This is a genomic window from Wansuia hejianensis (genome assembly GCF_014337215.1).
In the GTDB taxonomy this organism is placed as follows: Bacteria; Bacillota; Clostridia; order Lachnospirales; family Lachnospiraceae; genus Scatomonas; species Scatomonas hejianensis.
Window position 1 is genome coordinate 2,516,438 of record NZ_CP060635.1, and the last position, 21,085, is coordinate 2,537,522.

The 21,085-nt window shown below is 49.2% G+C and carries 19 protein-coding genes and 1 other annotated feature; of the genes, 2 read left to right on the forward strand and 17 right to left on the reverse strand.

What is annotated here, in order from left to right; genetic code table 11:
* Window positions 1-37 precede the first annotated feature (37 nt).
* Together H9Q79_RS11685 and H9Q79_RS11690 are read right to left on the reverse strand one after the other, a co-directional pair.
* A complete protein-coding gene (locus H9Q79_RS11685) occupies window positions 38-1,036 on the reverse strand; it encodes a uroporphyrinogen decarboxylase family protein (RefSeq protein WP_118644095.1) in 999 nt (332 codons plus the stop codon).
* Window positions 1,037-1,114: 78 nt separating this feature from the next.
* A complete protein-coding gene (locus tag H9Q79_RS11690; RefSeq protein WP_249328351.1) occupies window positions 1,115-2,314 on the reverse strand; it encodes an MFS transporter in 1,200 nt (399 codons plus the stop codon).
* A gap of 383 nt (window positions 2,315-2,697) precedes the next feature.
* Between H9Q79_RS11690 and H9Q79_RS11695 the strand changes: the two genes are divergently transcribed.
* Entirely contained in the window at window positions 2,698-4,245 is a 1,548-nt protein-coding gene (locus H9Q79_RS11695; RefSeq protein WP_118644089.1) for a PucR family transcriptional regulator, read from the forward strand.
* Window positions 4,246-4,247: 2 nt separating this feature from the next.
* The gene (locus H9Q79_RS11700) at window positions 4,248-5,750 is read left to right on the forward strand and encodes a PucR family transcriptional regulator (RefSeq protein ID WP_249328352.1); all 1,503 of its coding nucleotides are present in this window, start codon (window positions 4,248-4,250) and stop codon (window positions 5,748-5,750) included.
* A 2-nt stretch (window positions 5,751-5,752) separates the two neighbouring features.
* Here the strand turns inward: H9Q79_RS11700 and H9Q79_RS11705 are convergent, their stop codons facing one another.
* The 15 genes from H9Q79_RS11705 to H9Q79_RS11780 all read right to left on the reverse strand — a co-directional run bounded on the left by H9Q79_RS11705 (window position 5,753) and on the right by H9Q79_RS11780 (window position 21,083).
* Window positions 5,753-6,169: a stage V sporulation protein AB gene (locus tag H9Q79_RS11705; RefSeq protein ID WP_118644085.1), complete on the reverse strand. Its 417-nt coding sequence runs from the start codon at window positions 6,167-6,169 to the stop codon at window positions 5,753-5,755.
* Entirely contained in the window at window positions 6,169-6,783 is a 615-nt protein-coding gene (locus tag H9Q79_RS11710; RefSeq protein WP_118644083.1) for a stage V sporulation protein AA, read from the reverse strand. The genes H9Q79_RS11705 and H9Q79_RS11710 overlap by 1 nt, the downstream gene beginning before the upstream one ends.
* A 1-nt stretch (window position 6,784) precedes the next feature.
* Window positions 6,785-6,934, reverse strand: a complete 150-nt coding sequence (locus H9Q79_RS11715; protein WP_249328353.1) for a hypothetical protein — start codon at window positions 6,932-6,934, stop codon at window positions 6,785-6,787.
* 75 nt (window positions 6,935-7,009) lie between these two features.
* Window positions 7,010-7,726, reverse strand: coding sequence for a SigF/SigG family RNA polymerase sporulation sigma factor (locus tag H9Q79_RS11720; RefSeq protein WP_118644081.1), 717 nt, complete (start codon window positions 7,724-7,726; stop codon window positions 7,010-7,012).
* A 10-nt stretch (window positions 7,727-7,736) separates the two neighbouring features.
* Window positions 7,737-8,180: an anti-sigma F factor gene (gene spoIIAB / locus H9Q79_RS11725; RefSeq protein WP_118644079.1), complete on the reverse strand. Its 444-nt coding sequence runs from the start codon at window positions 8,178-8,180 to the stop codon at window positions 7,737-7,739.
* 33 nt (window positions 8,181-8,213) lie between these two features.
* Window positions 8,214-8,531, reverse strand: a complete 318-nt coding sequence (locus tag H9Q79_RS11730; protein ID WP_118644077.1) for an STAS domain-containing protein — start codon at window positions 8,529-8,531, stop codon at window positions 8,214-8,216.
* A gap of 201 nt (window positions 8,532-8,732) precedes the next feature.
* Complete coding sequence (locus H9Q79_RS11735; protein WP_249328354.1) at window positions 8,733-9,143, reverse strand: hypothetical protein; 411 nt, start codon at window positions 9,141-9,143, stop codon at window positions 8,733-8,735.
* A 57-nt stretch (window positions 9,144-9,200) separates the two neighbouring features.
* Window positions 9,201-10,766, reverse strand: coding sequence for a tetratricopeptide repeat protein (locus tag H9Q79_RS11740; RefSeq protein ID WP_118644075.1), 1,566 nt, complete (start codon window positions 10,764-10,766; stop codon window positions 9,201-9,203).
* 4 nt (window positions 10,767-10,770) lie between these two features.
* Window positions 10,771-10,920 carry a hypothetical protein gene (locus tag H9Q79_RS11745; protein WP_249328355.1) on the reverse strand — a complete coding sequence of 50 codons (150 nt, stop codon included), beginning with the start codon at window positions 10,918-10,920 and terminating at the stop codon, window positions 10,771-10,773.
* A complete protein-coding gene (locus H9Q79_RS11750; RefSeq protein WP_249328356.1) occupies window positions 10,914-12,224 on the reverse strand; it encodes a bifunctional folylpolyglutamate synthase/dihydrofolate synthase in 1,311 nt (436 codons plus the stop codon). Before H9Q79_RS11750 ends, H9Q79_RS11745 begins: the two co-directional genes overlap by 7 nt.
* Before the next feature lie 124 nt (window positions 12,225-12,348).
* Window positions 12,349-14,349, reverse strand: coding sequence for an LTA synthase family protein (locus H9Q79_RS11755; protein WP_118644073.1), 2,001 nt, complete (start codon window positions 14,347-14,349; stop codon window positions 12,349-12,351).
* 1 nt (window position 14,350) lies between these two features.
* The gene (locus tag H9Q79_RS11760; protein ID WP_249328357.1) at window positions 14,351-17,002 is read right to left on the reverse strand and encodes a valine--tRNA ligase; all 2,652 of its coding nucleotides are present in this window, start codon (window positions 17,000-17,002) and stop codon (window positions 14,351-14,353) included.
* A 137-nt stretch (window positions 17,003-17,139) separates the two neighbouring features.
* Window positions 17,140-17,371 (reverse strand) — a binding site (T-box leader).
* A 40-nt stretch (window positions 17,372-17,411) separates the two neighbouring features.
* Complete coding sequence (locus H9Q79_RS11765) at window positions 17,412-18,101, reverse strand: alpha/beta fold hydrolase (protein WP_118644071.1); 690 nt, start codon at window positions 18,099-18,101, stop codon at window positions 17,412-17,414.
* Window positions 18,102-18,106: 5 nt separating this feature from the next.
* Complete coding sequence (locus H9Q79_RS11770; RefSeq protein WP_118644069.1) at window positions 18,107-18,727, reverse strand: flavodoxin family protein; 621 nt, start codon at window positions 18,725-18,727, stop codon at window positions 18,107-18,109.
* Between the two features lie 832 nt (window positions 18,728-19,559).
* Window positions 19,560-21,083, reverse strand: a complete 1,524-nt coding sequence (locus H9Q79_RS11780; protein WP_249328358.1) for a recombinase family protein — start codon at window positions 21,081-21,083, stop codon at window positions 19,560-19,562.
* Window positions 21,084-21,085 lie beyond the last annotated feature (2 nt).

Here is a 21,085-nt window from a genome sequence, read left to right on the forward strand (position 1 = left end):
TACCGCCGCCCGTACAGGGCTCCCTTTGTATTTAGGATTATTTAAAAACCTCTTTACTGTAAGCGTCGATTTCCTCGGATATGGCCTCATATACACCCGGGAAGGTACTGCAGTCGAGACCCTGGGATGCACTCGGTATGAAATAAAGCTTTCCATTCTCATCGCAGGCCCTCCTGACTTCCTGGCGGACTTTCTCACGGGTCCAGCCTGGGAAATCAACCTGCGCGCTGTCAATACCACCCATAAAAGTAATCTGTTTTCCGTACTTCTGAATCAGCTCCGGAATATTGTTGGATGTCATTACACCCTGCCAGATATCGATTCCCATTTCAATCATGTAGGGAACCAGAGTTGCCGCATAGGAATCAGAGTGATGCACGATCAGCTCCACGCCATTATCACGGTATCTCTTATAGATTCTCTTATAAGCAGGCAGAAGAAATTCTTCAAACATCTGGGGAGAGATGAATGTGGATCGCTGTGTCCCCCAGTCATCATGATGGAATACGGCATCCGGATGCAGTTTGGCGCAGACTACATCGGCATACTCAACTTCCCAGTCCGCCAGATAGTTAATCAGTTCCTTCATAGCCTCCGGCTCTTCGTAGAAATTCATCATTGTCTGAGGAATATCCATGAAATGATGCAGCTGTTCAAAGATTCCCGGCCACATCAGGCTGGCCACAAAATACTGGTCCCTGTCAACTTCCTGTACCTGTTTGATATAAGGCGCCCACTCCTCATCGGTATAATCCAGAGCCGGAGCATGCACGTGATCCCTCCACTGTGTGACGTCCTTCAGAACCAGATGCTCTTCATCATGCACCGGGAATTCTCCGGGCAGGCCTTCCGGCCAGGAAAAAGTGATTCCCCACGCATTCTTCGCGTTGATAACCCCCGGCTCCAGGACTGGTCCGTTATGCAGATCAAAGAACGGGCTTCCATAGATAATTTTCAAGAATTCATACTGATTCACAAAGCGGTCTGGGTTGCCTCCGTGTATTGTCTCCAGAAGATTCTGTTTAACTGTTAACATATTCCTTCCTCCTTATTCATTGATTATTTCATGCTTGTTCTCCGCTGCATGTTCCGGCAGGCAGAAACAGCTCTGTAATTACTGTTCCACATATTCGCTGGGAAATTTTCTGTCCCTGATCGTCAGGATGATTGACAAAACGGCTCCCACTCCCGCAGCGCCGATGGCATACGGCAGCAAAGCTGCGATTCCAGTGGTATTCAGCACTCCCTGCAGTATGGTACAGACATATGTAGACAGGAACATCCCCAGCTGCCCGATTGCAGTGGTAAGCGAAACTGACCCTGATATCTTCACACCGGGAACAATCACTGTACACCGCATGAAGAAATAAGAAAATCCGTATCCATAGGCGGCTCCACAGAGCGTACACGCCACTCCGGCCACCGCTGCGTTGGGCGCCAGATACAGCATCAGGTAAGACAAGCAAATTCCCACATAGCCCAGCACGATGGTCGCACGTTTTAACTTGGCGTAAATAAATCCGAACAGGATACAAAGCACACAGCTTCCGACGGTTCCCAGTGAAGAGAGAATTGCCGCTGAGCTCTCATTTCCCAGGCCCCGCTCAAACACCAGCACGGCTACCTGGTAGAAAATCACCCCATATATCAGGTTATAAGCAAAGCAGGACAGCAGGAGTCCTATCTGATGTGACAGATACGGCTTTTTAGGAGTAACAGTCCCGCCGTTCTCCTGAACCTCCTCTTTGTCAGGAGGCGTCATCGGAATAAACAGAATCATCAGGATCAGGATCGGTACTGAAATCCAGTAAACCTTGAATACCTCTCTCCATCCATTAACGGCGAAGATACCTGCAACCACGCTGATCACTGCGCCGATACCCGCCATGGAAGCGTTGAAGAATCCCATCGCTTTCCCACGGGCGCCCTCGTCATCGAAAAGTTCTGCGATCAGGGCCATAGCCGTCGCATTAACAAAGCCCATGGCAACTCCGACCAGGATTCTCATGATGAGCATGTAATAAATATTATCGACGGCCGCCCCGAAGATAGAACCGACAGCAAACAGGATCATACTCACGATTAATATTGTCTTTTTGCTGAATTTGTAGAGCAGCTTCGCACAGGCCATAGCCGTGAATACCGAGAGAAATGCCGCTCCTGACAGAATAAAATTGATGACGGTTGGATTCCCATAAGTCTTGAATAAATTATCCGCTATTGGAATAATGACCATATCCGCCATAATGGCAACATTTGAGAGAAATAATGCTATCAGGCACAGAATCATATGCCCTTTTCTCATTTTCTTCATTGTGTTTACCCTCCTCCTAATATAGTTGCCCTTTCCCACGCGCATGGAATGGATTGGAACCGCTCCGGTTCCTGTTATAAGTAAATAACTTCGTTCGCTGGTGCGAACATGACAGATCATGAACGCTGACCGATCCGCCTCGCGGCGGCTGTCTGCAGCTTTCATAGAGAATTATATGACATTGAGGCTGGCTAAACATCTTCAAATCAGGACGAAATTCCAGAAAATATTGGGATTTTCCGGGAACAAAGGGCTGATTAGCCATTGCTAATTGTCCTCTTTGACGTTTTATACATGCAAATTTTGCGCATTCGGCCAATTAAATTCGGTGGCCTCTTTTCCTAAAATAGATTAAAATAAGATGAGAGAAGGGGGTGTAATCCTTGAATCTGAATCTGCAGATACTTTATGATGAATTTACCAATGTCCGGTCCTACCATTTTCCAGCCAGCTCTACCAAGCGGAAAATCACAACTTTTTCTTCCTATACGCCGGACCTCCAGCTTCGCCAGGACATCCTGTATCTGGTGCCCGAACCCATAGAGCCTGCGTTTCCGGATGGCGGGGAATATTTTTTCCTATACCTGACTCCTGATAACTGCCAGCGGGATTATGCCTGCAGGGGCAATTACCTGGAACTGATACAGACTGAAAATTACGGTCTGCCCGAGGTTATTCGTGATCTTGAGAATGCATTCCTGAAATATGACCTCTGGGAGCAGGAACTCACAGACGCCCTCATGAAAAAGAAATCTATATCCTATCTGTGCCGGCTGGGTCAAAAAGTTTTCCAGAACCCCATACTGGTGCACAATCCGGAATATGAAATACTGGCTGCCGTGGAATCAGATACCATTCACTTCACCTATACGGTCCGCGAACCACACACGAACCATCTGCAGGAGGCGCTGGTAAAAGACCTGATTTTCCGAAAAGATTATCTGGACACCTTTAATTACACCTCTCCGGAATATTGGCTGGATGACGATGACGAAACTCTGAGCATCTACATGAATCTGTTTGACTATTCCAGAAAATATATCGGCAGGATCATCATCGATGAGAACCAGAAATTCGGCTTCGGCACGGCGGCCCTACTGGTATTTTTTGTAAAATTCCTGGAAGCAACACTGCGGAATAACACAATAAAAAAACTGGATACATTGCAAATATTCAAGAACTCCTGCCTGGAACACCTCAGCGGGGTTTACTCTCTGCGCCGGGAAGAGCTGAAAACGGAGCTGCTGCTCTATGGATGGAAGCCTTTCGACGCCTATTTCTGCATCAACATCCAGGCACCTACCCAAAGCGTCAAGCTGCACGTAACGCCTTATGAAAGCCTGCTCTTCGACCACTATATACCGGATTGCCTGACCCTGAACTACCAGGACGAGCTGGTATTGATCTTCAACCTGACCAGGAGCAGTAAAACCAGAGAAGAGGAATGTGCCCAGATTGCCTATATTGTCCGGGAAAATCTGCTGAGCGCCGGCATCAGCACTGAATTTTCCGATTTCTTTGAGTTTCCCGCCTACTATAAGCAGGCAAAAGCTGCCCGCCTGACCGGCACGCGGCTCTACCCCACACAATGGCTGTTCAAATTTGAGAACGTGGCTCTGAAGCATGTCCTGATAAACGGGACGGATTCCCTACCCTTCCATGTACTGATGCCCGCCACCCTCAACAGCATTATAAAATATGACCAGCTTCACGGAACCGAATACTACCGCACCCTGAGGAATTTCGTATTATATGACAAGAAAACGGCAGATGCCATTGAAGACCTGTACGTCCACCGCAGCACCTTTAAATCCCGCATGAAAAAAATCTCCGAAATGCTGGTCCTGAATCTCAACGATCCCGACGTGGTATTTTACCTCAAAATCATCATACACCTGCTTGAAAGCGACGCAGAAAGGAGCAAGAGATAACCTTGAAGCTGAATACTTATATTTTAGCGCAGAGTCTGTCCTTCCCTGTGGAAAACCACAGCCGGAGCAATATATTCTACCGTCCGCTGGAATACTGCATGATATGGACGCCAGATATTGCCCTGCATATGGAGTGCATCTATATCCTGTACGCTTCAGAGCTCTCCGGCCTGAAGCTGCCGGAGGGCCAGATCTCACTGATCTGCATCGGAAAGCCGGAACCCGACGGGCGGCATGATGAAGCGGATATCCTATATGTGCCCTCGTATTTGTCCAGAGAGATAATCCTCGCCCATATTTCTGAACTTTTCCGCAGATACAGCGACTATGAGATATACCTGAAGCAGTTCTGTCTGAACGGAAAATCTTACAGGGACCTGGAGCAAAGGCTGTTTGACGTGTTTCAGATGCCGATACTCGTGCTGGGAGAATTCCATGAAGTCCTGATGCTGAGCCAGGAAGGCAGCCGTTTCTACCGTTCCCAGCTGTTCAGGAGCGCGGATACAGACTTTCTGCCGGAACAGCTGGAACAGGCACTGTGCTCCCTTCGCCCGGATAAAGAAGGTTTCTGCCAGGGAATAACCGCCGAACAGATACCGTTCCTCTCCTACTCCATAGAGCGGCCGAACCTGAACACACAGATCATCCTTCTGGACCTCTGCCAGCGCCTTTCTCTCCGGGAACGTATCCTGCTTCACCACCTGGGGCCCTATATTTTAAAATACCGGGAGTTTTTTTATGTAAACCGCTACCAGAATTTCCAGAAGTTTCATTCGGAAATCACCAGGTATCTGAATAACTATGACGATCAGGCAGAATGTCCGGAAAGCATCCTGAAAATCCGAAAAAAAATCGGCTGGTCAGAAAAGGACCAGCTGATCTGCATTATCATTCATTCCAATATATTTCAGGCCAGCTCCGATTACATCGTTCCCACCATACAGCTTCTGGCGGATCACACCTTCATCCTGGATTCAGGCAGGAATATTTATCTCTGCAATCTCACGCAGGCGGGAATCGGCCAGAAAGACCTTACAAATACTCTGACAGCAGCGCTTGAAAAGACGCTCTACATCGCCGGAATCAGCTCTGAATTTACTGTTTTTTCAAACTTCCCCGCCTATGTTCTCCAGGCAAAAGCCGCTCTTGAGATGGGTTACCGGCTGGACTACATCAAACGTGTCTACCACTATCAGGATTACGTGTGCGATTATCTGATCCGCCACGGCGCCTATTCGCTGCCGCTCTCCTCCGTGCTGCCGGAGGGGATTAAGGATATTCTGGAATATGACAGAAGCCATCATACAGAATATTATCCCACTCTGGTATCCTATTCCAGGCACGACATGAAGCTGAAGGATACGGCAGGAGATCTGAAGATCCACACCAGCACCCTGAAATACCGGCTGCAGAAAATTAAAACCATGCTGAAAATGGATATCTATGAACCGGACAACAAGCTATATCTCGGAATTATCTTCTTTTTGCTGGAAAGCCCTTCCTGAGCTCACCACCAACCCTTTGCGAAGTACAGAAGAGAAGCCAGAACTTTTCCGGCTGCCATCGCCAGTATGACCCAGGGCAGCCCCCGCGTCAGACCGATTCTCCTGGTCAGGATTGCGAAAATATCCACTACTTCACCGAGGGCGATAATCCAGCTCCCCAGGAAGATGCCCGCAAAAACTCCATATAATACCAGTCCCGGAACTCCCAGAGGAATGCTTCCCTTCCACAGATACGCCAGCGTCCCGAGTATCGTTCCCAGCATACAGCAATCCTCATACCACAGAATATGCTCCGGCGTCTTGGTGACGCCGGCATAGCGCGGGATGATGCCAAGGCCAATCACCAGTGCCACCGCGCCGCTGGCGATTGCAAAGCCTGCGCACAGCCCGATAATCCCCATTATGATCTGCTGCCACATTATTTTTTCTCCTTCCGGCGTTCCTGCTCGAGTATCGTCGAATCCACATCATCCTCATAGAGGCGCATCTGCACTTCCATGGGCGTGGGATCCTGCGTGATTTTCCTCCTGCCGAAATGATTAAAGAAAAATACGACACCGATTCCTATGCCGATGGAATACGTGATTTCCAGCACGGAAAACCCGCTGGAGGGACGGCCCGTGAACATCGTATGGATGTTGTCAAACAGTCCTTCCACATCCACGTCCGTATTAAACGTCATGATGGAAAACCCCATGCCGAAAAATGCGACCAGACTGACGAAAATTGTCTTCAGGATGCTGACTGCCGCATTTTTCCCTTTGGGGTCTTCAAATGTGATTACAAAATCCGGCTCGCCGATATGCGTAACGTCTACGTTTTCTTCCTCCTCTGCCACCGCCTTTACCAGATCAATGGCAGACATGGTATACCGCCCATATTTTCCCTTCGGAAGAGTTGTCACCGGCCGGGCCATATTCCGGTTCAGCACCTTGGAGTCTGAACAGCTGAGCGTAGCGATTTCTCCTAAAAGCACTTTTTCTTTTGTCACTTTTACATTCCGGTCTGTCTGAATATAGAGAGTCTGATTCATATTATTCCCCCCAGATTTCCCGAAGTACAAGGATTCCATGAACAGGGCGTTCATGGCCCTGGCTGCTCTTGTACAGGTAAAACCCTCCCAGACAGAGTGCTGCCGCCAGCACAAGCAGCAAAACTAACAGGCATGCTCTTTTCTTAGTCATCCTTCTCACTTCCTGATTTTATGATTGGTGTTAGTATGATGACTTCGTTGTTAAAATATACCTGGATACTCCCTTTTACATTAAATTTTTCCTCAGCCTCTCCAGGATCTTCTTCTCCATCCTGGATACCTGCACCTGGGAAATCCCCATTTTTTTGGCGATGGAAACCTGGGTTTCCTCCTGAAAATAACGGAGGTATATGAGCTTTCTCTCATCCGGTTCCAGAATTTTCAGCAGGTTTTCCAGAAGAATCCGGTCCAGCAGCTTTTCATTCTGATTTGTTTTTTCCTCCAGCTTGTCCATCAGCGAAATATCATTGCCGTCTCCCTGATAGATCGTCTTCTGCAGAGACTCGATTTCCGCGCCTGATTCCATAGCCATGGCCAGCTCTTCAGGCGTGACGCCAATCTCATCCGCAATTTCCATCAGCGAAGGCTCCCGCCCCAGTTTCCGTTCCAGCTGTTCTCTGGCAGCATACCCCTTCCCTGCGGTCTCCTTCATGGAACGGCTGACCTTCAGCATGCCGTCATCCCTGAGAAAACGTTTGATTTCCCCCGTTATCATAGGCACCGCATAGGTTGAAAAACGCACCTCATAGCTGGTGTCAAATTTATCAATGGCTTTCATCAGCCCAATGCTGCCGATCTGAAAGAGATCCTCCGCCTCAACGCCACGGTTCAGAAACCTGCGGACGATGCTCCACACCAGACCTGTATTCTGCTCTACCAGCAGATCTCTCGCCACTTTATCCCCCTGGTGTGCTTTTCCTATCAGGATAAGTGTCTCATCCATACTGCCTCCTTCACGCAAAAGGGCTGCTGCCGCAGCCGACCCGCTTTTTCATATGGACTTCCGTCCCCACCCCTGGTTGGGAAACTACAGCGATCTCGTCCATAAAGGCTTCCATAAAAGCAAATCCCATACCGGAGCGCTCCATCTCAGGTTTCGTGGTAAACAGCGGTTCCATAGCCTTTTTCACGTCCGGTATCCCTTTCCCATGGTCGATCACTGTCACATACAGGTCATGTCCCACAATCTTACACTCAATACGGATCTTATGTATCTCATTTTCATATCCGTGAATGATCGCGTTGGTGATCGCCTCCGATATGGCCGTCTTCAGGTCGGCCACCTCTTCCAGCGTCGGGTTCATCTGCGTGCAGAAGGCCGCAACAGCCACCCTGGCAAACCCCTCATTGCAGGACCGGCTGTCAAATTCAATCATCATTTCATTGGTGTTTTCCATCTTGCTGACTCCTTTCTCATTTCCCCATTTACTCTATTTATGTTCCGTTTCTATGGCAATTACCTTATAAATCCCCGATATACGCAGGATTTTCTCCACCTGCTCCCCCACATGGATCGCCTTAACACGCCCGCCCAACAGATTAATATTCCTGTACCGGCCCATAATCACTCCTATCCCTGAACTGTCCATAAATACAGTCCTCCGGAAATCAAACACAATCTGACGGATATTCTGCTTCGTTAGAATCCGGTCAGATTCGATCCTGATTTTCTCCGCACAGTGATGGTCCAGCTCTTCCGGAACATATATAATCAGTATGTTCCCTTTTACCTCCAATAATTCGTCCATATTCGACTCCTTTCTTCTTTTTTCGCATGCGCATTTTAAAAAGGCTGCCCTAAAGTACATAGTTATCCTGTAAAATCAGAATATTTGTACTTTAGAACAGCCTCTTACAAGGGTTCTTTTCTCTTCAGCTTCTCCTTTAACATTATAGGGGGTAGCCCCGGTTTTTTCAATATTAATTTGCAGATTCGTTGATTTTCCCGTCTACATCCTTCGCAGCTCTGTCAGAATCCCCTCCACCTGCCGGATGGCCTGAGAGACCTGGCTCTTTGCCTGATCAATCTTAGACTGCACCATCCAGTCCACAAAAAAATTGTCGAAGAAAAAGTCGGCAAAGGACAGAAAGCTTCCGATATCGATTCTAAGATCAACCGCCCTGCTCACGTCCTGCAGCTCCTTCTCAAAACTCCGAAGCGCATACCGGGCGGCTTCCAGCTCTCCCCTGGCATCATTTATCTTGGACTGTTTAATCATTGTTGAGAACATCCCGCCCCCAAACATATCAAACAACCCCCAGCCGCCGGCGCTGTTCAAGGATTTTTCTGCCGCTCTCAGGCTGTCAAGCGCCCGCTCGCCCGCCGCAACAGCCTCCTGTATTTCTCTGTAATTATTCAAGAATGTACGCTCCTTAAAATTCATAATTAATCCCAGCGAATCCGCTGACATTTTCCTTTATTCTATTCCTTCACTGTCTATGGGGGACTGGCCTCCGCCTTCTGTTCCCCCACCTGTGTTCCCGCCTGTATTCTCATTGCCGGAATTCTCGCCGCCTGTATCGCCGCCATTGTCCCCCTCATCTCCATAGCCTCCCGGCGGCGTACCTTCATTGCCGTCACTGGTATCCCCTTTGTTCAGCAGGTCAACGTAATGCTGCGCCGTCGTCGCACGCCTGGAATCCGGAAACTTGTCTACAATCTCCTGGAATGTGGTGATCGCATTCGGTATATCGCTGCTGAGACGGTAGGAATGGGCCAGGTAGGTCAGCACAGTAAAGTCATCTCCATTGATAGCCTTCGCCTTTGTCAGGTTATCAATCGCAGCCGCATAGTCGCCCCTCTCAAAGGCGGCAACCCCATCCGCCGACAGCTTATCGAACATCTGCTTCTGAACCTCCTCATGCATACTGTCATATACGGCCTTCGCGTCTACCGACAAAAGAGTCACGTCCATCCCCTGCAGGGAATTGGCCGCCTGCTCATAATTCTGGGACTGATAGGCGTTATAGGCTTTGATCAGGTTCTCATATGCGTCCGCTTTTTTCCCGGCGTCTGTAATCTGCTGCTGCGCGGACTCCACTGTTGCGTTGGAGGTATCAATTTGCCGCTGGAGTTCATCAATCTGTGCCCTCTGTGTAGCCATGGTATTGCTGTACTCCACGATCTTTTCACTGGCGTTCCGGTTCACACTCTGTTTGACAGAAGGGACCACCAGGAACCACACGACCAGGGCGCCGATCAAAATGCCCATAATGATATTAATAATATTTGAAAATACAGAGGTTTCCCGAAAGGCGGCAGGCTGAATCACCACGTCACTCTCAGGGACATATGCCTCTTTGTCCTTTTCCTCTCTGCCTCCTTTCGCCCAGATGGAACCGCGGCGGCCTTCCAGGCTTGTTACGGTACCCGTTTGCTCGTCGATTTCTTTGAGGAAGCGCAGTGTCGTCGAATTCGTCTTATCGATCCTGGCCGCTTTTTTCAGGATTTTTCTGCCCTTTTCATACTCTTCCCGTTTGATATAGATCAAAGCCAGCAAATGGTACGCCTTGATCAGCTTTGGATTCTGCGTCAGGATCTTCTTAAGCTGTATGGCTGCCACGTCTTCATTACCCTCACGGCAGCATTTTAAGGCAATATTATACTTCTTAATGGTCTGGTTGATGACATCCAGCTTGGCCGGTTCTGCCTGGAGCTTCTGGATGTATTCCGTGGCAATGTTGTTATCCGGTTTAATATTCTTGCTGATGATCCATTCACTCAGAGCTGATACTGCCTCACCTGTCTCAAAATAGACCAGTCCCAGCAGATTCCTGGCCGGAATATTGAGCTTATTATATTTCAGGCTCCTCTGCAGCATATCAATGGCTCCGGACAGATCACGGATCTGCGCTTTGTCCAGGCCCTGGTTGTAATAGAGGACCGACAGCTGCAGCGCCTTCTTCTGGACGCTTAAATCACAGCCACATTTCGGACAGATGCTGGAATTCTTCACCCCGGCTCCGCAATTCATACAATTCATTCGGCTACTCCTTTGACTGATCAGTCTGAGACTTCTGCATCTCCTTCAGGATATCGATCACATCCGTCAGGTCACGGCTGTAAATGGCGTCTTCCACCTCATCCACATCCAGGCATGGTTTGAATTTCTTCAGCTCTTCTTCGTAGTTCAGCATTTTGCCGCCTCCTTTTCACGTCTGGCAATCCAGTCCTTCACTTCTCCCGCCAAATACAGGGAACCAACACAGAACATCAGTCCCTCTGCCTTCTCCTCATACGCTTTTTCAAAAGCCTTCCCAACCTGCGGCTCTGCCCAGACTTCCCGGCAGCCCTCCCGGCGGAACAGCTCCGCCAGCTCCTCGGCTGAAACCTCCCGGCTTCCGGAAATCTCCGTAGTGACCACCCGGTCCGGATGGATGCCCTCAGAGATCTCCCGGATCATATCCTGATACCGCTTATCCGCAACCGCCGAAAATAAAATGGTAATCTGATTTTCTTTGCTGAAATGGGCCGCCGTCTTAACAAACTGCGCCACCCCGTCCTCATTGTGCGCTCCGTCAATAATCACGCCATCCATAACAGTCTCCATCCGGCAGGGCCATTTCGTTTTCCGGATCCCCTCAATCAACTGCCTCTCCGGAATGTTATGAACCGGCTGAAGCTTCTTCATGGTGAAAAAGGCCAGAGAGCCATTCATCATCTGATATTCCGCAATATACGGAATCTCCAGTTCGGCGCCCTTCTCATTCCCGTACCGGAATTCAAAACGGATGCCTTCCCGGGTATTGCTCAGAAGCTTATACATGTCCTCTCTCAGCACAAAAGCCGGGCTTCCCAGCTCCCCGGCGCGTTCTTCAATGACCGCGGCCGCTTCCTGATTCCGCCCGTCATAGATCACAGGAACGCCCGGCTTGATGATACCGGCCTTTTCCCAGGCGATCTCCCGGATTGTCTCTCCCAGATATTCTGTATGATCCCGGCTGATGGACGTAATAATGCATGCCAGCGGGCTGCTCACAACATTAGTCGCATCCAGCCGGCCGCCCAGTCCAGTTTCCAGGATCAGATAATCCACCTTCTTCTCCCGGAAAATCACCATACCCATTAAAAACAGGATTTCAAAATACGTCGGATGGCTTTCGCCTTCCGCCATGGCCTCCTTCCATGCCTCCTGCACCCTCAGAAATGCCTGCAGAAAAATCTCATCATCCACCGGCCGGCCGCCGATCATATACCGCTCATTGATCCTGATCAGATGCGGGGATGTAAACATGCCGCATGTATAACCGCCTTCCGACAGCATGGAATTCAGATAGGCACAGACACTCCCCTTTCCATTCGTACCCGCCACATGGATAATCCTCATGTCCTTCTCTGGATTCCCCAGCTTTTTCAGCAGATACCTCGTGTGGTCCAGCGTTGTTTTTTTCGTAAACTTTGGTACTTCCTCTATATAATTGACTGCCTCTGCGTAATTCAAACCCAATCACCACTCCGTTGTAAAATTAAAGTTACCGGAAAAACCGGTTCTTTTTCATTATAATATAGTACCAGAATATGTCCATACCTTTTTCAAAAAACATCAGGGCCGGTGTGACCTGGCTCTACTCCCTGTAACGGATGGTTCCGGTCCTTGACAGTACCGTCTCCGCCGAATAATCCCCCATCTGTACGACAGCCAGCTCATCTCCCCTTTTCAGCTCCACCTCCCGCACCATCAATGATGTGGTTCCCAGGAATACGGCGTCCTTTACCACCTCTCCGTTGATCTCCAGCCTGCTGGCAGCGGTGAAGTTCTCACCTGTCACATGATAAATCCCATCAGATACCTCTACTACCGCTTTTATCTCAACCGGCACTGTTCCCATTCGCATATCTGTCACCGCATATGGGCTTTCTCCCCCGTATATGTATTGTTTTCCATACAGCATATCATATTGAAGCACTTCCAGATCCTTCTGATAATTTTTGGTATTCCTGCGGTTCTGATGATATCTTACGATATTGCCTTCATGAATTCCCACACGGTCTAAGACCTCTGCGCCGATCTGGTACGCGGCCAGGTTTTCGTCCTCTTTTTCCAGGCCCATATTATCCCATATCACATATTGGGTCTGGAACAGATACCGGTTGGACAGTTCTTTTGTCTTCAGGCCCATGGTTGGAAGGTGGTCTCCGTACATGACCAGAACCACCGGCTCAGGATATTCAGACAGAGTGTCTGTCAGCTCCCGGATGAATTCGTCCATCTCCTGTATTTCATTGCAATAGTATTCCCAGGAATAATCATTCTTTTCCCGGTCCTCCGCGCCTGTCACCCTTATCTCCGGATGATCCAGAATTGGCTCCGCAGGATAATCGCCGTGCCCCTGGACAGAGATTGTATAAATATAATCTCTGTTCTCTGAAGACTCCAGGCATTTCAGGATTTCATCTGTGAGAATGTGATCCTTGATCCAGCCCGTCTCTGTAGTATCTGTAACGTCAGGCATATATTCCGCCGAAGTGAAACTATCAAATCCCAGCATCGGAAATACAGTCCGCCGGGAATAAAAATCGGCCTCATTATTATGTATGACATGTGTGTCATACCCAATATCCCTGAGCACATAAGGAATGCTCTCACAGGTCTTTTCAGAGAGGACAGTTTTATAAGGGTATTCTCCAGGGCCGAAATACCGGAGGCTCATGCCTGTTATGGATTCAAATTCTGTATTAGCCGTACCTGCGCCGACCGCAGGAACCCGGTAATAACCGGAAGAATATTCCCGCATAAGCTGCCGGAAGCAGGGAATGGGGTCCTCTGAAATGTTTAAAAAGTTTACCAGCTCCGGATCAAAAAACGACTCCAGCTGCAAAAATATGATATTAGGCCGTTCAGATTCTTCACTGCTCTCCGGCTGGCCCTCACTGTCTACGATCTCCGCAATCAGACTCTCAGAATACCCATTCGGCTGGCTGATACCAGTATCAAACAACGTAACCGCCAGGCAGTATGGATATCCATAATCCTCATAGGCAAACGCAATGTTTCCGAAATAGCTGGAAAGCACCCGCTTACTCACCGCCAGATTCGTGGATACCACAAAGAGGACGATACTTCCGCCAATGATGGACAGATCAATGATCCAGTTCCGTTTACCCCTGTATTTCGGCCCCTTAAACCAGAACCACACCTGGAAGCCCACTACCAGGGCCAGCGCCGCTATAATCAGAACCAGAGTGCCCGCCGACAGGTATTTGTTCATCACCTTCCCGGCATCAGACATCAGTTTCAGATCTGGTCCTGTAAACGGAGTTACCCGGTTCATCAGGATCACTCCGTTAACAATCCCCAGCAGAAGCCAGAAAGAAAATACGATCAGTCTGGCCAGGCACCGTCGGCGAAATAAATAGACTACCGTACTGGTGACAAAAATCAGAAAAACATTGTACAGGAACACCAGAGGGCGGTCTGTCATAAAAGTCCATGCCTTCATAAGCGAATGGCGTGAGATTGCTTCAATGAAGAAGTACAGCACGCAGCATCCGAACACCTGAAGAGGCACTGAAATCTTATTACATATCTTTATTAGGTTCTCCCTGTTCAACTTTATCTTTTTCATTTTATTTTCTCAGCTGCTCCAGTCTCAGTTCCACCTGTTTCATCATCTGAGTATATTTATCCAGCTTATTCTTCTCCTCCTGAACCTTTTCCGCAGGGGCTTTGCTGATAAAACGCTCGTTACCCAGCATTCCATTGGAACGGGCGATCTCTTTCGCTAGACGCTCCTTTTCCTTTGTTAAACGTTCCAGCTCCTTGTCCAGATCCACCAGCTCGGCAAAGGGAATATAAATATTCGCGCCAGGGATCATTGCAGACACTGCGTCGTCCCCAATCCCGCTCTTATCCGCCTGGATGAATACTTCGCTGGCCTTGGCGAGCGTCGCAAAAAATACTCTTCCATGTTCAAAGGTCCGGCAGATTTCACAGTTCCCGGACACCACGTATACACTGGCTTTTTTGCTGGGTGGAACATTCAATTCCGAGCGCACCGTGCGGATCCCCCGAACTGCTTCCTTCATCAGCTCCACGTCCGCCGCGGCCTGGGAGAATTCCCAGTCTGAACAATACTGAGGCCATGGAGCGATCATAATGGACTCCTCATCCGGATTCAGGGTACAGAAAATCTCTTCAGTGATAAACGGCATAAACGGATGCAGCATTTTCAGGGCATGATTCAAAACTGTTTTCAGCGTCCAGAGCGCGGCCGCCTTAGTGTCTTCTGTTTCGCTGTACAAGCGGGGTTTTACCATCTCGATATACCAGTCGCAGAATTCCTCCCAGATGAAATCGTATACCTTCTGAACCGCGATGCCCAGCTCAAATTTTTCCATATTCTCAGTCACTTCGGCCGCCAGCGTATTTACCTTGTGCAGGATCCACTTATCAGCCAGCGTCAGGCTTTCCGGATTCACATCTTCCGGCACTTCGGCCGCATCCAGATTCATCATGATAAAGCGGGAAGCATTCCACACCTTATTGGCAAAATTCCGGCTGGCTTCTACCCGCTCCCAGTAAAAACGCATATCGTTACCGGGCGCGTTGCCGGTCATCAGCGTCAGCCTGAGGGCGTCCGCGCCGTACTGGTCGATCACCTCCAGAGGATCTATTCCATTTCCCAGGGATTTACTCATTTTCCGGCCCTGAGAGTCCCGCACCAGGCCGTGGATCAGCACATGCTTAAAAGGCGATCTGCCTGTCTGCTCCAGGCCTGAAAACACCATGCGGATTACCCAAAAGAAAATAATATCATATCCGGTTACCAAAACACTGGTGGGATAGAAGTAATCCAGCTCCGGCGTCTGATCCGGCCACCCCAGAGTTGAGAAGGGCCACAGAGCTGACGAGAACCAGGTATCCAGAGTATCCTCATCCTGTCTCAGGCTGGTGCAGCCGCACTTCGGGCATTTTTCCGGAGCTCCTCCCTTTTTAACCAGGATTTCCCCGCATTCCTGGCAGTACCAGGCCGGAATCCGGTGGCCCCACCAGAGCTGTCGGGAGATACACCAGTCTTTTATGTTTTCTAGCCAGTGAAGATAGATCTTGTCAAACCTCTCCGGCACAAAATTCAGATCTTCTGTTTTCAGTATCTCGATAGATGCCTGGGCCATTTCTTTCATCCGGACAAACCATTGGGGCTTAATCATCGGCTCTACCGTGGTATGGCAGCGGTCATGTGTTCCCACCGCATGAGTATGGGGCACAACCTTGACCAGAAGCCCCTGCTCCTCCAGATCCGCAACCATGGCTTTTCTCGCCACATAGCGGTCCATTCCCGAATATTTGCCGCCCTTTTCGTTGATGGTGGCATCATCATTCAGAATATTGATCTCTTCCAGGTTATGGCGCCTGCCCACCTCGAAGTCATTGGGATCGTGGGCCGGCGTGATTTTGACACAACCGGTTCCGAATTCCTTATCCACATATTCATCAGCAATCACAGGAATCTCCCGGTCTGTCAGCGGCAGCTTCAGCATCTTACCGATCAGCCCCTGATATCTTTCATCTTCCGGATTCACCGCGACTGCAGTGTCTCCCAGAAGCGTCTCCGGACGCGTCGTGGCGATCTCCACGTATTTACCTTCTTCTCCTACGATGGGATAATTAATGTGCCAGAAAAATCCATCCTGATCCTCATGCTCCACTTCCGCGTCGGACAGCGAGGTCTGGCATTTGGGACACCAGTTAATGATCCGGCTGCCCTTATAGATCCAGCCTTTTTCATAAAGCCTGACGAATACCTCTTCAACAGCCCTGGAGCAGCCTTCATCCATCGTAAAACGTTCCCGCTCCCAGTCCGCAGAGGCGCCCAGCTTGTACAGCTGGTTGATAATGCGGCTTCCATATTCCTCTTTCCATTTCCAGGCATGCTTCAGAAATTCTTCACGCCCAATCTCCTGCTTGTCAATGTCCTGATCCTTCAGCATGTTGGTAACCTTTACCTCTGTCGCAATAGCCGCGTGGTCGGTGCCAGGCTGCCACAGCGCCTCGTAGCCCTGCATTCTCCTGAACCGGATTAGAATGTCCTGCATGGTATTATCCAGGGCATGCCCCATGTGCAGCTGCCCGGTAACATTGGGCGGCGGCATCACAATTGTGAAGGGTTTCTTATCGGGATTTACCTTCGCATGAAAATATCCTTTGTCCAGCCATTTCTGATATAGCCTGTCTTCCAGCCCTTTCGGATCATAGGTCTTTGCCAGTTCCTTACTCATAATTTTCCTCCTGATTTTCCTTGTTTCTAAACAAAACGGGCAAGCCCGCTTCAGCTTCCATCCCCTCGGTCATGAGGAGATTAAATACTTCATGCACTGAACTTTCATACGCGATAAAAACGCCCTTTGCATATCCTGCAAAGGGCGAATGTCTCGCGGTACCACCTTTTCTTCATGTACTAAAACCATACATCTCATATGTCCTGTAACGGAGACTGCCCGTGAACGCCTACCCACAGTCCCGGACTGCTTCAGCGTTCAGGCTCCAAAGCTACTTTCTGCATCCGCTCCCCGAAACCGCCTTCCAGCCTGTGGGCGGTCCTCTCTGCCGGCGCTGACCTGCATACTCCTCTTTTTCTAAGCCTTTTCCTTTTTAATGGTTTAATCATAGTAATAAATCAACAATTTGTCAAGCAGGGTTTTCATTCAGAAATTTCTCCACGGTTCTGTTGAACGCTTCAGGATTCTTGCCCGCGATAAAATGATCTCCCGGTATGATCGCCAGCCTGGCGTCGGGAAGGCTTTTGTATATCAACTCTGTATGGCTTTGCTTTATCATATCCTTTTGTCCGGCTATCACCAGTGTCCTCACGCGCAGCCTTCCCAGCTCTCCGGGGTCGATGCGGGGTTCCTTGACCATGAGGCCAAGTATCTCCGCATTTATCCTGGCTTCCCGGCTTCTCTTGGCGAACAGGGAAGCAATCCGGTAGCCGATCTCAATGGGAATTTGAACCGAGGGCCTGACCCCCTTAGCGTTCAAATTCGCACCGTTTAGGATCAGACGCTTTACTCTCTCCGGATACTTCAGAGCAAACATCAGGGCGATATTGCCGCCGTCAGAAAATCCCAGCAGATTTGCCTCTTTCATTTCCTGTTCATCCATAAAACATAGTAAATCCTCCGCAAACTGGCGGATTGTGAAGGCCGCGCTGCCTCTGGGAGACCGTCCGTGCCCGCGCGTATCGACTGCGATTACCCGGTATTTACTGGAGAAATAGCCGATCTGATGAATAAAATATTCACTGCTTTCCCCGTTTCCATGGAGAAGAATCAACGGCTCACCTGCTCCTTTTTCGGTAAAATGAAGTTTAATATCCATGGGCGTCACCTGATGAAATTGGTGGATATGCGAGGCTCATATTTCGGCGGCTGAAGCCCCTGCTTCCGTCCGGCTTGGATGGATTTTAAAAGCCAGGCCATGTTCTCGCCCAATGTCCGCATTGTCTGAAGTCCCTCTTCATCTTTACGCACATCCCCGGGCGTAAAACCATGAACCTGATTCCAATACTGGGAACCGACTACTATCATATTGCTGATAGTAAAATATTTATTCAGACGTTCAAAGGCCGCGCTGGCCCCTCCTCTTCTGCAGGAAACCACCGCCGCCGCCAGTTTGCCGGCCATTCTTCCCCCGCTGCTGTAAAACAGCCGGTCTAAAAACGCACAGATCTGCCCTGACGGACCGGCATAATATACCGGAGACCCGGCGATCATTCCATCATATCCGTCCAACTGCTCCAATGTCTTATTAACCTGATCCTCAAAGACGCAGCGCCCCGTTTCCCTGCATTTTCCACAGGCAATACAGCCTGCAACAGGCTTTTTGCCCAGATACAGAATTTCTGTATCCACTCCGTATTGGCAAAGCGTATCACTTACCTCACTCAGGGCTGTATACGTGCAGCCATGTTCGTTTGGACTTCCGTTAATTAGCAAAACTTTCATATGCATCCTCCTTCAGAATCTTTCTCCTTATGCCGCGCGAAGCATCTGTATAGTCATATGACTCATACTCCAGAGTACACCTGCAGGGAACCCGTAGGATACGGATGAATCCCCCCAATAATATCTTAACATATTTTACCGCTGTATGGTGCCCAATTTCTTCACCGACTCTGCCTGACACACCCAAACATCCAACAATTCACGCTCGCGATCTAACACACCAGATCTTAAATTTCTACATATAGTGTATTAGGGTGATTTTAAACCCTAAAATAATAAAAGGAGAAACAATATGCTTTTTGATCATCGCGACAAAAAAAATCATTGCAATTGCCAAGACCCAGAGCCGGAACAGCCATCAGAAGTTTCAGAATGTGCCAATCCCTTCTGCGGGAATGACAACTGCTGCCATTCTAATTGTTGTTGCAGGCCCGGACCTACCGGACCCACCGGACCGCGTGGCTGCCCTGGGCCAAGAGGCTGTCCTGGACCCATGGGTCCCACCGGACCTACCGGAATTACAGGCCTTACCGGCTTTACAGGTCCTACTGGACCTACCGGACCTACCGGATCTATGGGCCCGATCGGACCTGTTGGCCCCACCGGCGCTACTGGTGCTGATGGGCTGATAGGACCTACCGGACCTACTGGCGCTGTCGGTGCTACCGGGCCTACCGGCGCTGACGGCGCTGTCGGTGCTACCGGACCCACTGGGCCTACTGGCCCTACCGGACCTACCGGTCCCATTGGGCCTACCGGCGCTACCGGGCCTACTGCACCGTTTATTTACGCACAACATTAGAAATTTACCTGGTGTTGAATATGTAAGCCACTAAATGGCCTTGTTCTCAATCACCCGGATAATGCTGTGATTGTTCTCAATGTAGTCAAGTATTCGCTGATACTCGTCGGAAAAATTGAAGTCAACCGTTATTTCCCCATTCTCATGCACCCAGACTGTTTTGATGAGTTCAACCATAATTCCACGGTTTAAGCTCTGAATATTTTTATTCTTTAGAAAAGCGGTGAGATATGGATCGTCTGCTCCGATACCTTCAGCCGTCACCCGTATTTCCTCCTTCAGATAGGAGAGGTTGGTTTCAAGCTGCCGGGTCTGTTCTACAATCTTGCTTTTCAAGCGGCGGTATTCGTCTTTGGTAATTTCGCCGCTTTTCCAATCAATGTATAGGCTGTCAGAGGCATCGTTATACTGCTTTAGCTGCTTTTCAGCCTGTTGCAACGAATGAGATAACCTTTTGTTTTCCCGATTAATGGCGGGCGCATTGTTGATGCGCTCAATTTCTTCCGCAAGCTGGTCTACAAGGGCTATCTGCATTTGCAATGCCGCTAAAACCGCGCTTTCCAGTTTATCCTGTCGTATAGAACGCTTGCTGCAAATTCTTTTGTCAGTGTAGCTGCGGCAGGCATAGTAGGTAATACCGCGGGCGGTTTTTCGCCGCATGGCTTTTTGGCAATCAGCACAGCGGACAAAACCGGACATTAGGTAGACCTCCCGCTTGCCGGGTGCTGTCCTTGTGTCGCGCCGATGCAGGGCCTGCGCTTTCTCGAATATCTCTCTGTCTATAATCGCTTCGTGTGTATTCGGGACGACAAACCATTCTTCTTCCGGGACATTCATCTGCTTGTGTACCTTGTAGCTGATTACGCGGTGCCGGCCTTGCACCATAACCCCAATATAAACTTGGTTCTGCAATATCCTAGTCACCGTGCTGGCAGACCATAGGCCATCGTTTTTGCTGGAATTAGGGTTAGTATATTTCATACCCTTTTTCTTTTTGTAGGCTTCAGGGTTCGGCTCCCCCATTTGATTGAGCCTTTGAGCAATCCCCATTTTGCTGTACCCTTCGTTGATAAACCAGTGATAAATGCTTTTGACAACCTCCGCTGCTTCTTCATCTATGAGCAGTCTGTTTTTATCGTTTGGGTCTTTCTTGTAGCCATAAGGAGCAAACGCTCCTATGAACTCGCCGCGCTCTCGTTTCATCTTGAATGTTTTTCGTATTTCTTCGGAAGTGGTTGCGGCAAACTGCTCATTAAACATTCCCCTGATAGGCACTTCAAGGCCGCTTGCTGAATGAGGATTCGCATAGGTGTCAATGAATGGTGTGCCGGTACAAATAAACCTTGCACCGTTAATGGGGATGAACTCCTCCAAAAATTTCTGCTGGTCGGCAAGGTTGCGGAAACCGCGTGCAAGAGATTTGATAATCATACAGTTTACTTCCTTGCGAACAATGCAGCTTTCAAGCCGTTTGAAGTTTGGCCGGGCTGTGTTGGTTCCGGTCAATCTGATGTCGTATAAATAAAGTTGGCACCTTATTCTCAAAGAATTCATGT

Excerpts from the sequence above, each read along its gene's own strand:
- H9Q79_RS11765 (WP_118644071.1), bottom strand. The coding sequence starts at position 18,101 with ATGGATATTAAACTTCATTTTACCGAAAAAGGAGCAGGTGAGCCGTTG.
- H9Q79_RS11760 (WP_249328357.1), bottom strand. The coding sequence starts at position 17,002 with ATGAGTAAGGAACTGGCAAAGACCTATGATCCGAAAGGGCTGGAAGAC.
- H9Q79_RS11770 (WP_118644069.1), bottom strand. The coding sequence starts at position 18,727 with ATGAAAGTTTTGCTAATTAACGGAAGTCCAAACGAACATGGCTGCACG.
- H9Q79_RS11685 (WP_118644095.1), bottom strand. The coding sequence starts at position 1,036 with ATGTTAACAGTTAAACAGAATCTTCTGGAGACAATACACGGAGGCAAC.
- H9Q79_RS11705 (WP_118644085.1), bottom strand. The coding sequence starts at position 6,169 with ATGTGGCAGCAGATCATAATGGGGATTATCGGGCTGTGCGCAGGCTTT.
- H9Q79_RS11710 (WP_118644083.1), bottom strand. The coding sequence starts at position 6,783 with ATGAATCAGACTCTCTATATTCAGACAGACCGGAATGTAAAAGTGACA.
- H9Q79_RS11730 (WP_118644077.1), bottom strand. The coding sequence starts at position 8,531 with ATGGACGAATTATTGGAGGTAAAAGGGAACATACTGATTATATATGTT.
- H9Q79_RS11740 (WP_118644075.1), bottom strand. The coding sequence starts at position 10,766 with ATGAATTGTATGAATTGCGGAGCCGGGGTGAAGAATTCCAGCATCTGT.
- H9Q79_RS11745 (WP_249328355.1), bottom strand. The coding sequence starts at position 10,920 with ATGCTGAACTACGAAGAAGAGCTGAAGAAATTCAAACCATGCCTGGAT.
- H9Q79_RS11690 (WP_249328351.1), bottom strand. The coding sequence starts at position 2,314 with ATGAAGAAAATGAGAAAAGGGCATATGATTCTGTGCCTGATAGCATTA.
- H9Q79_RS11720 (WP_118644081.1), bottom strand. The coding sequence starts at position 7,726 with ATGGATGAGACACTTATCCTGATAGGAAAAGCACACCAGGGGGATAAA.
- H9Q79_RS11780 (WP_249328358.1), bottom strand. The coding sequence starts at position 21,083 with ATGAATTCTTTGAGAATAAGGTGCCAACTTTATTTATACGACATCAGA.
- H9Q79_RS11715 (WP_249328353.1), bottom strand. The coding sequence starts at position 6,934 with ATGACTAAGAAAAGAGCATGCCTGTTAGTTTTGCTGCTTGTGCTGGCG.
- spoIIAB (WP_118644079.1), bottom strand. The coding sequence starts at position 8,180 with ATGGAAAACACCAATGAAATGATGATTGAATTTGACAGCCGGTCCTGC.
- H9Q79_RS11755 (WP_118644073.1), bottom strand. The coding sequence starts at position 14,349 with ATGAAAAAGATAAAGTTGAACAGGGAGAACCTAATAAAGATATGTAAT.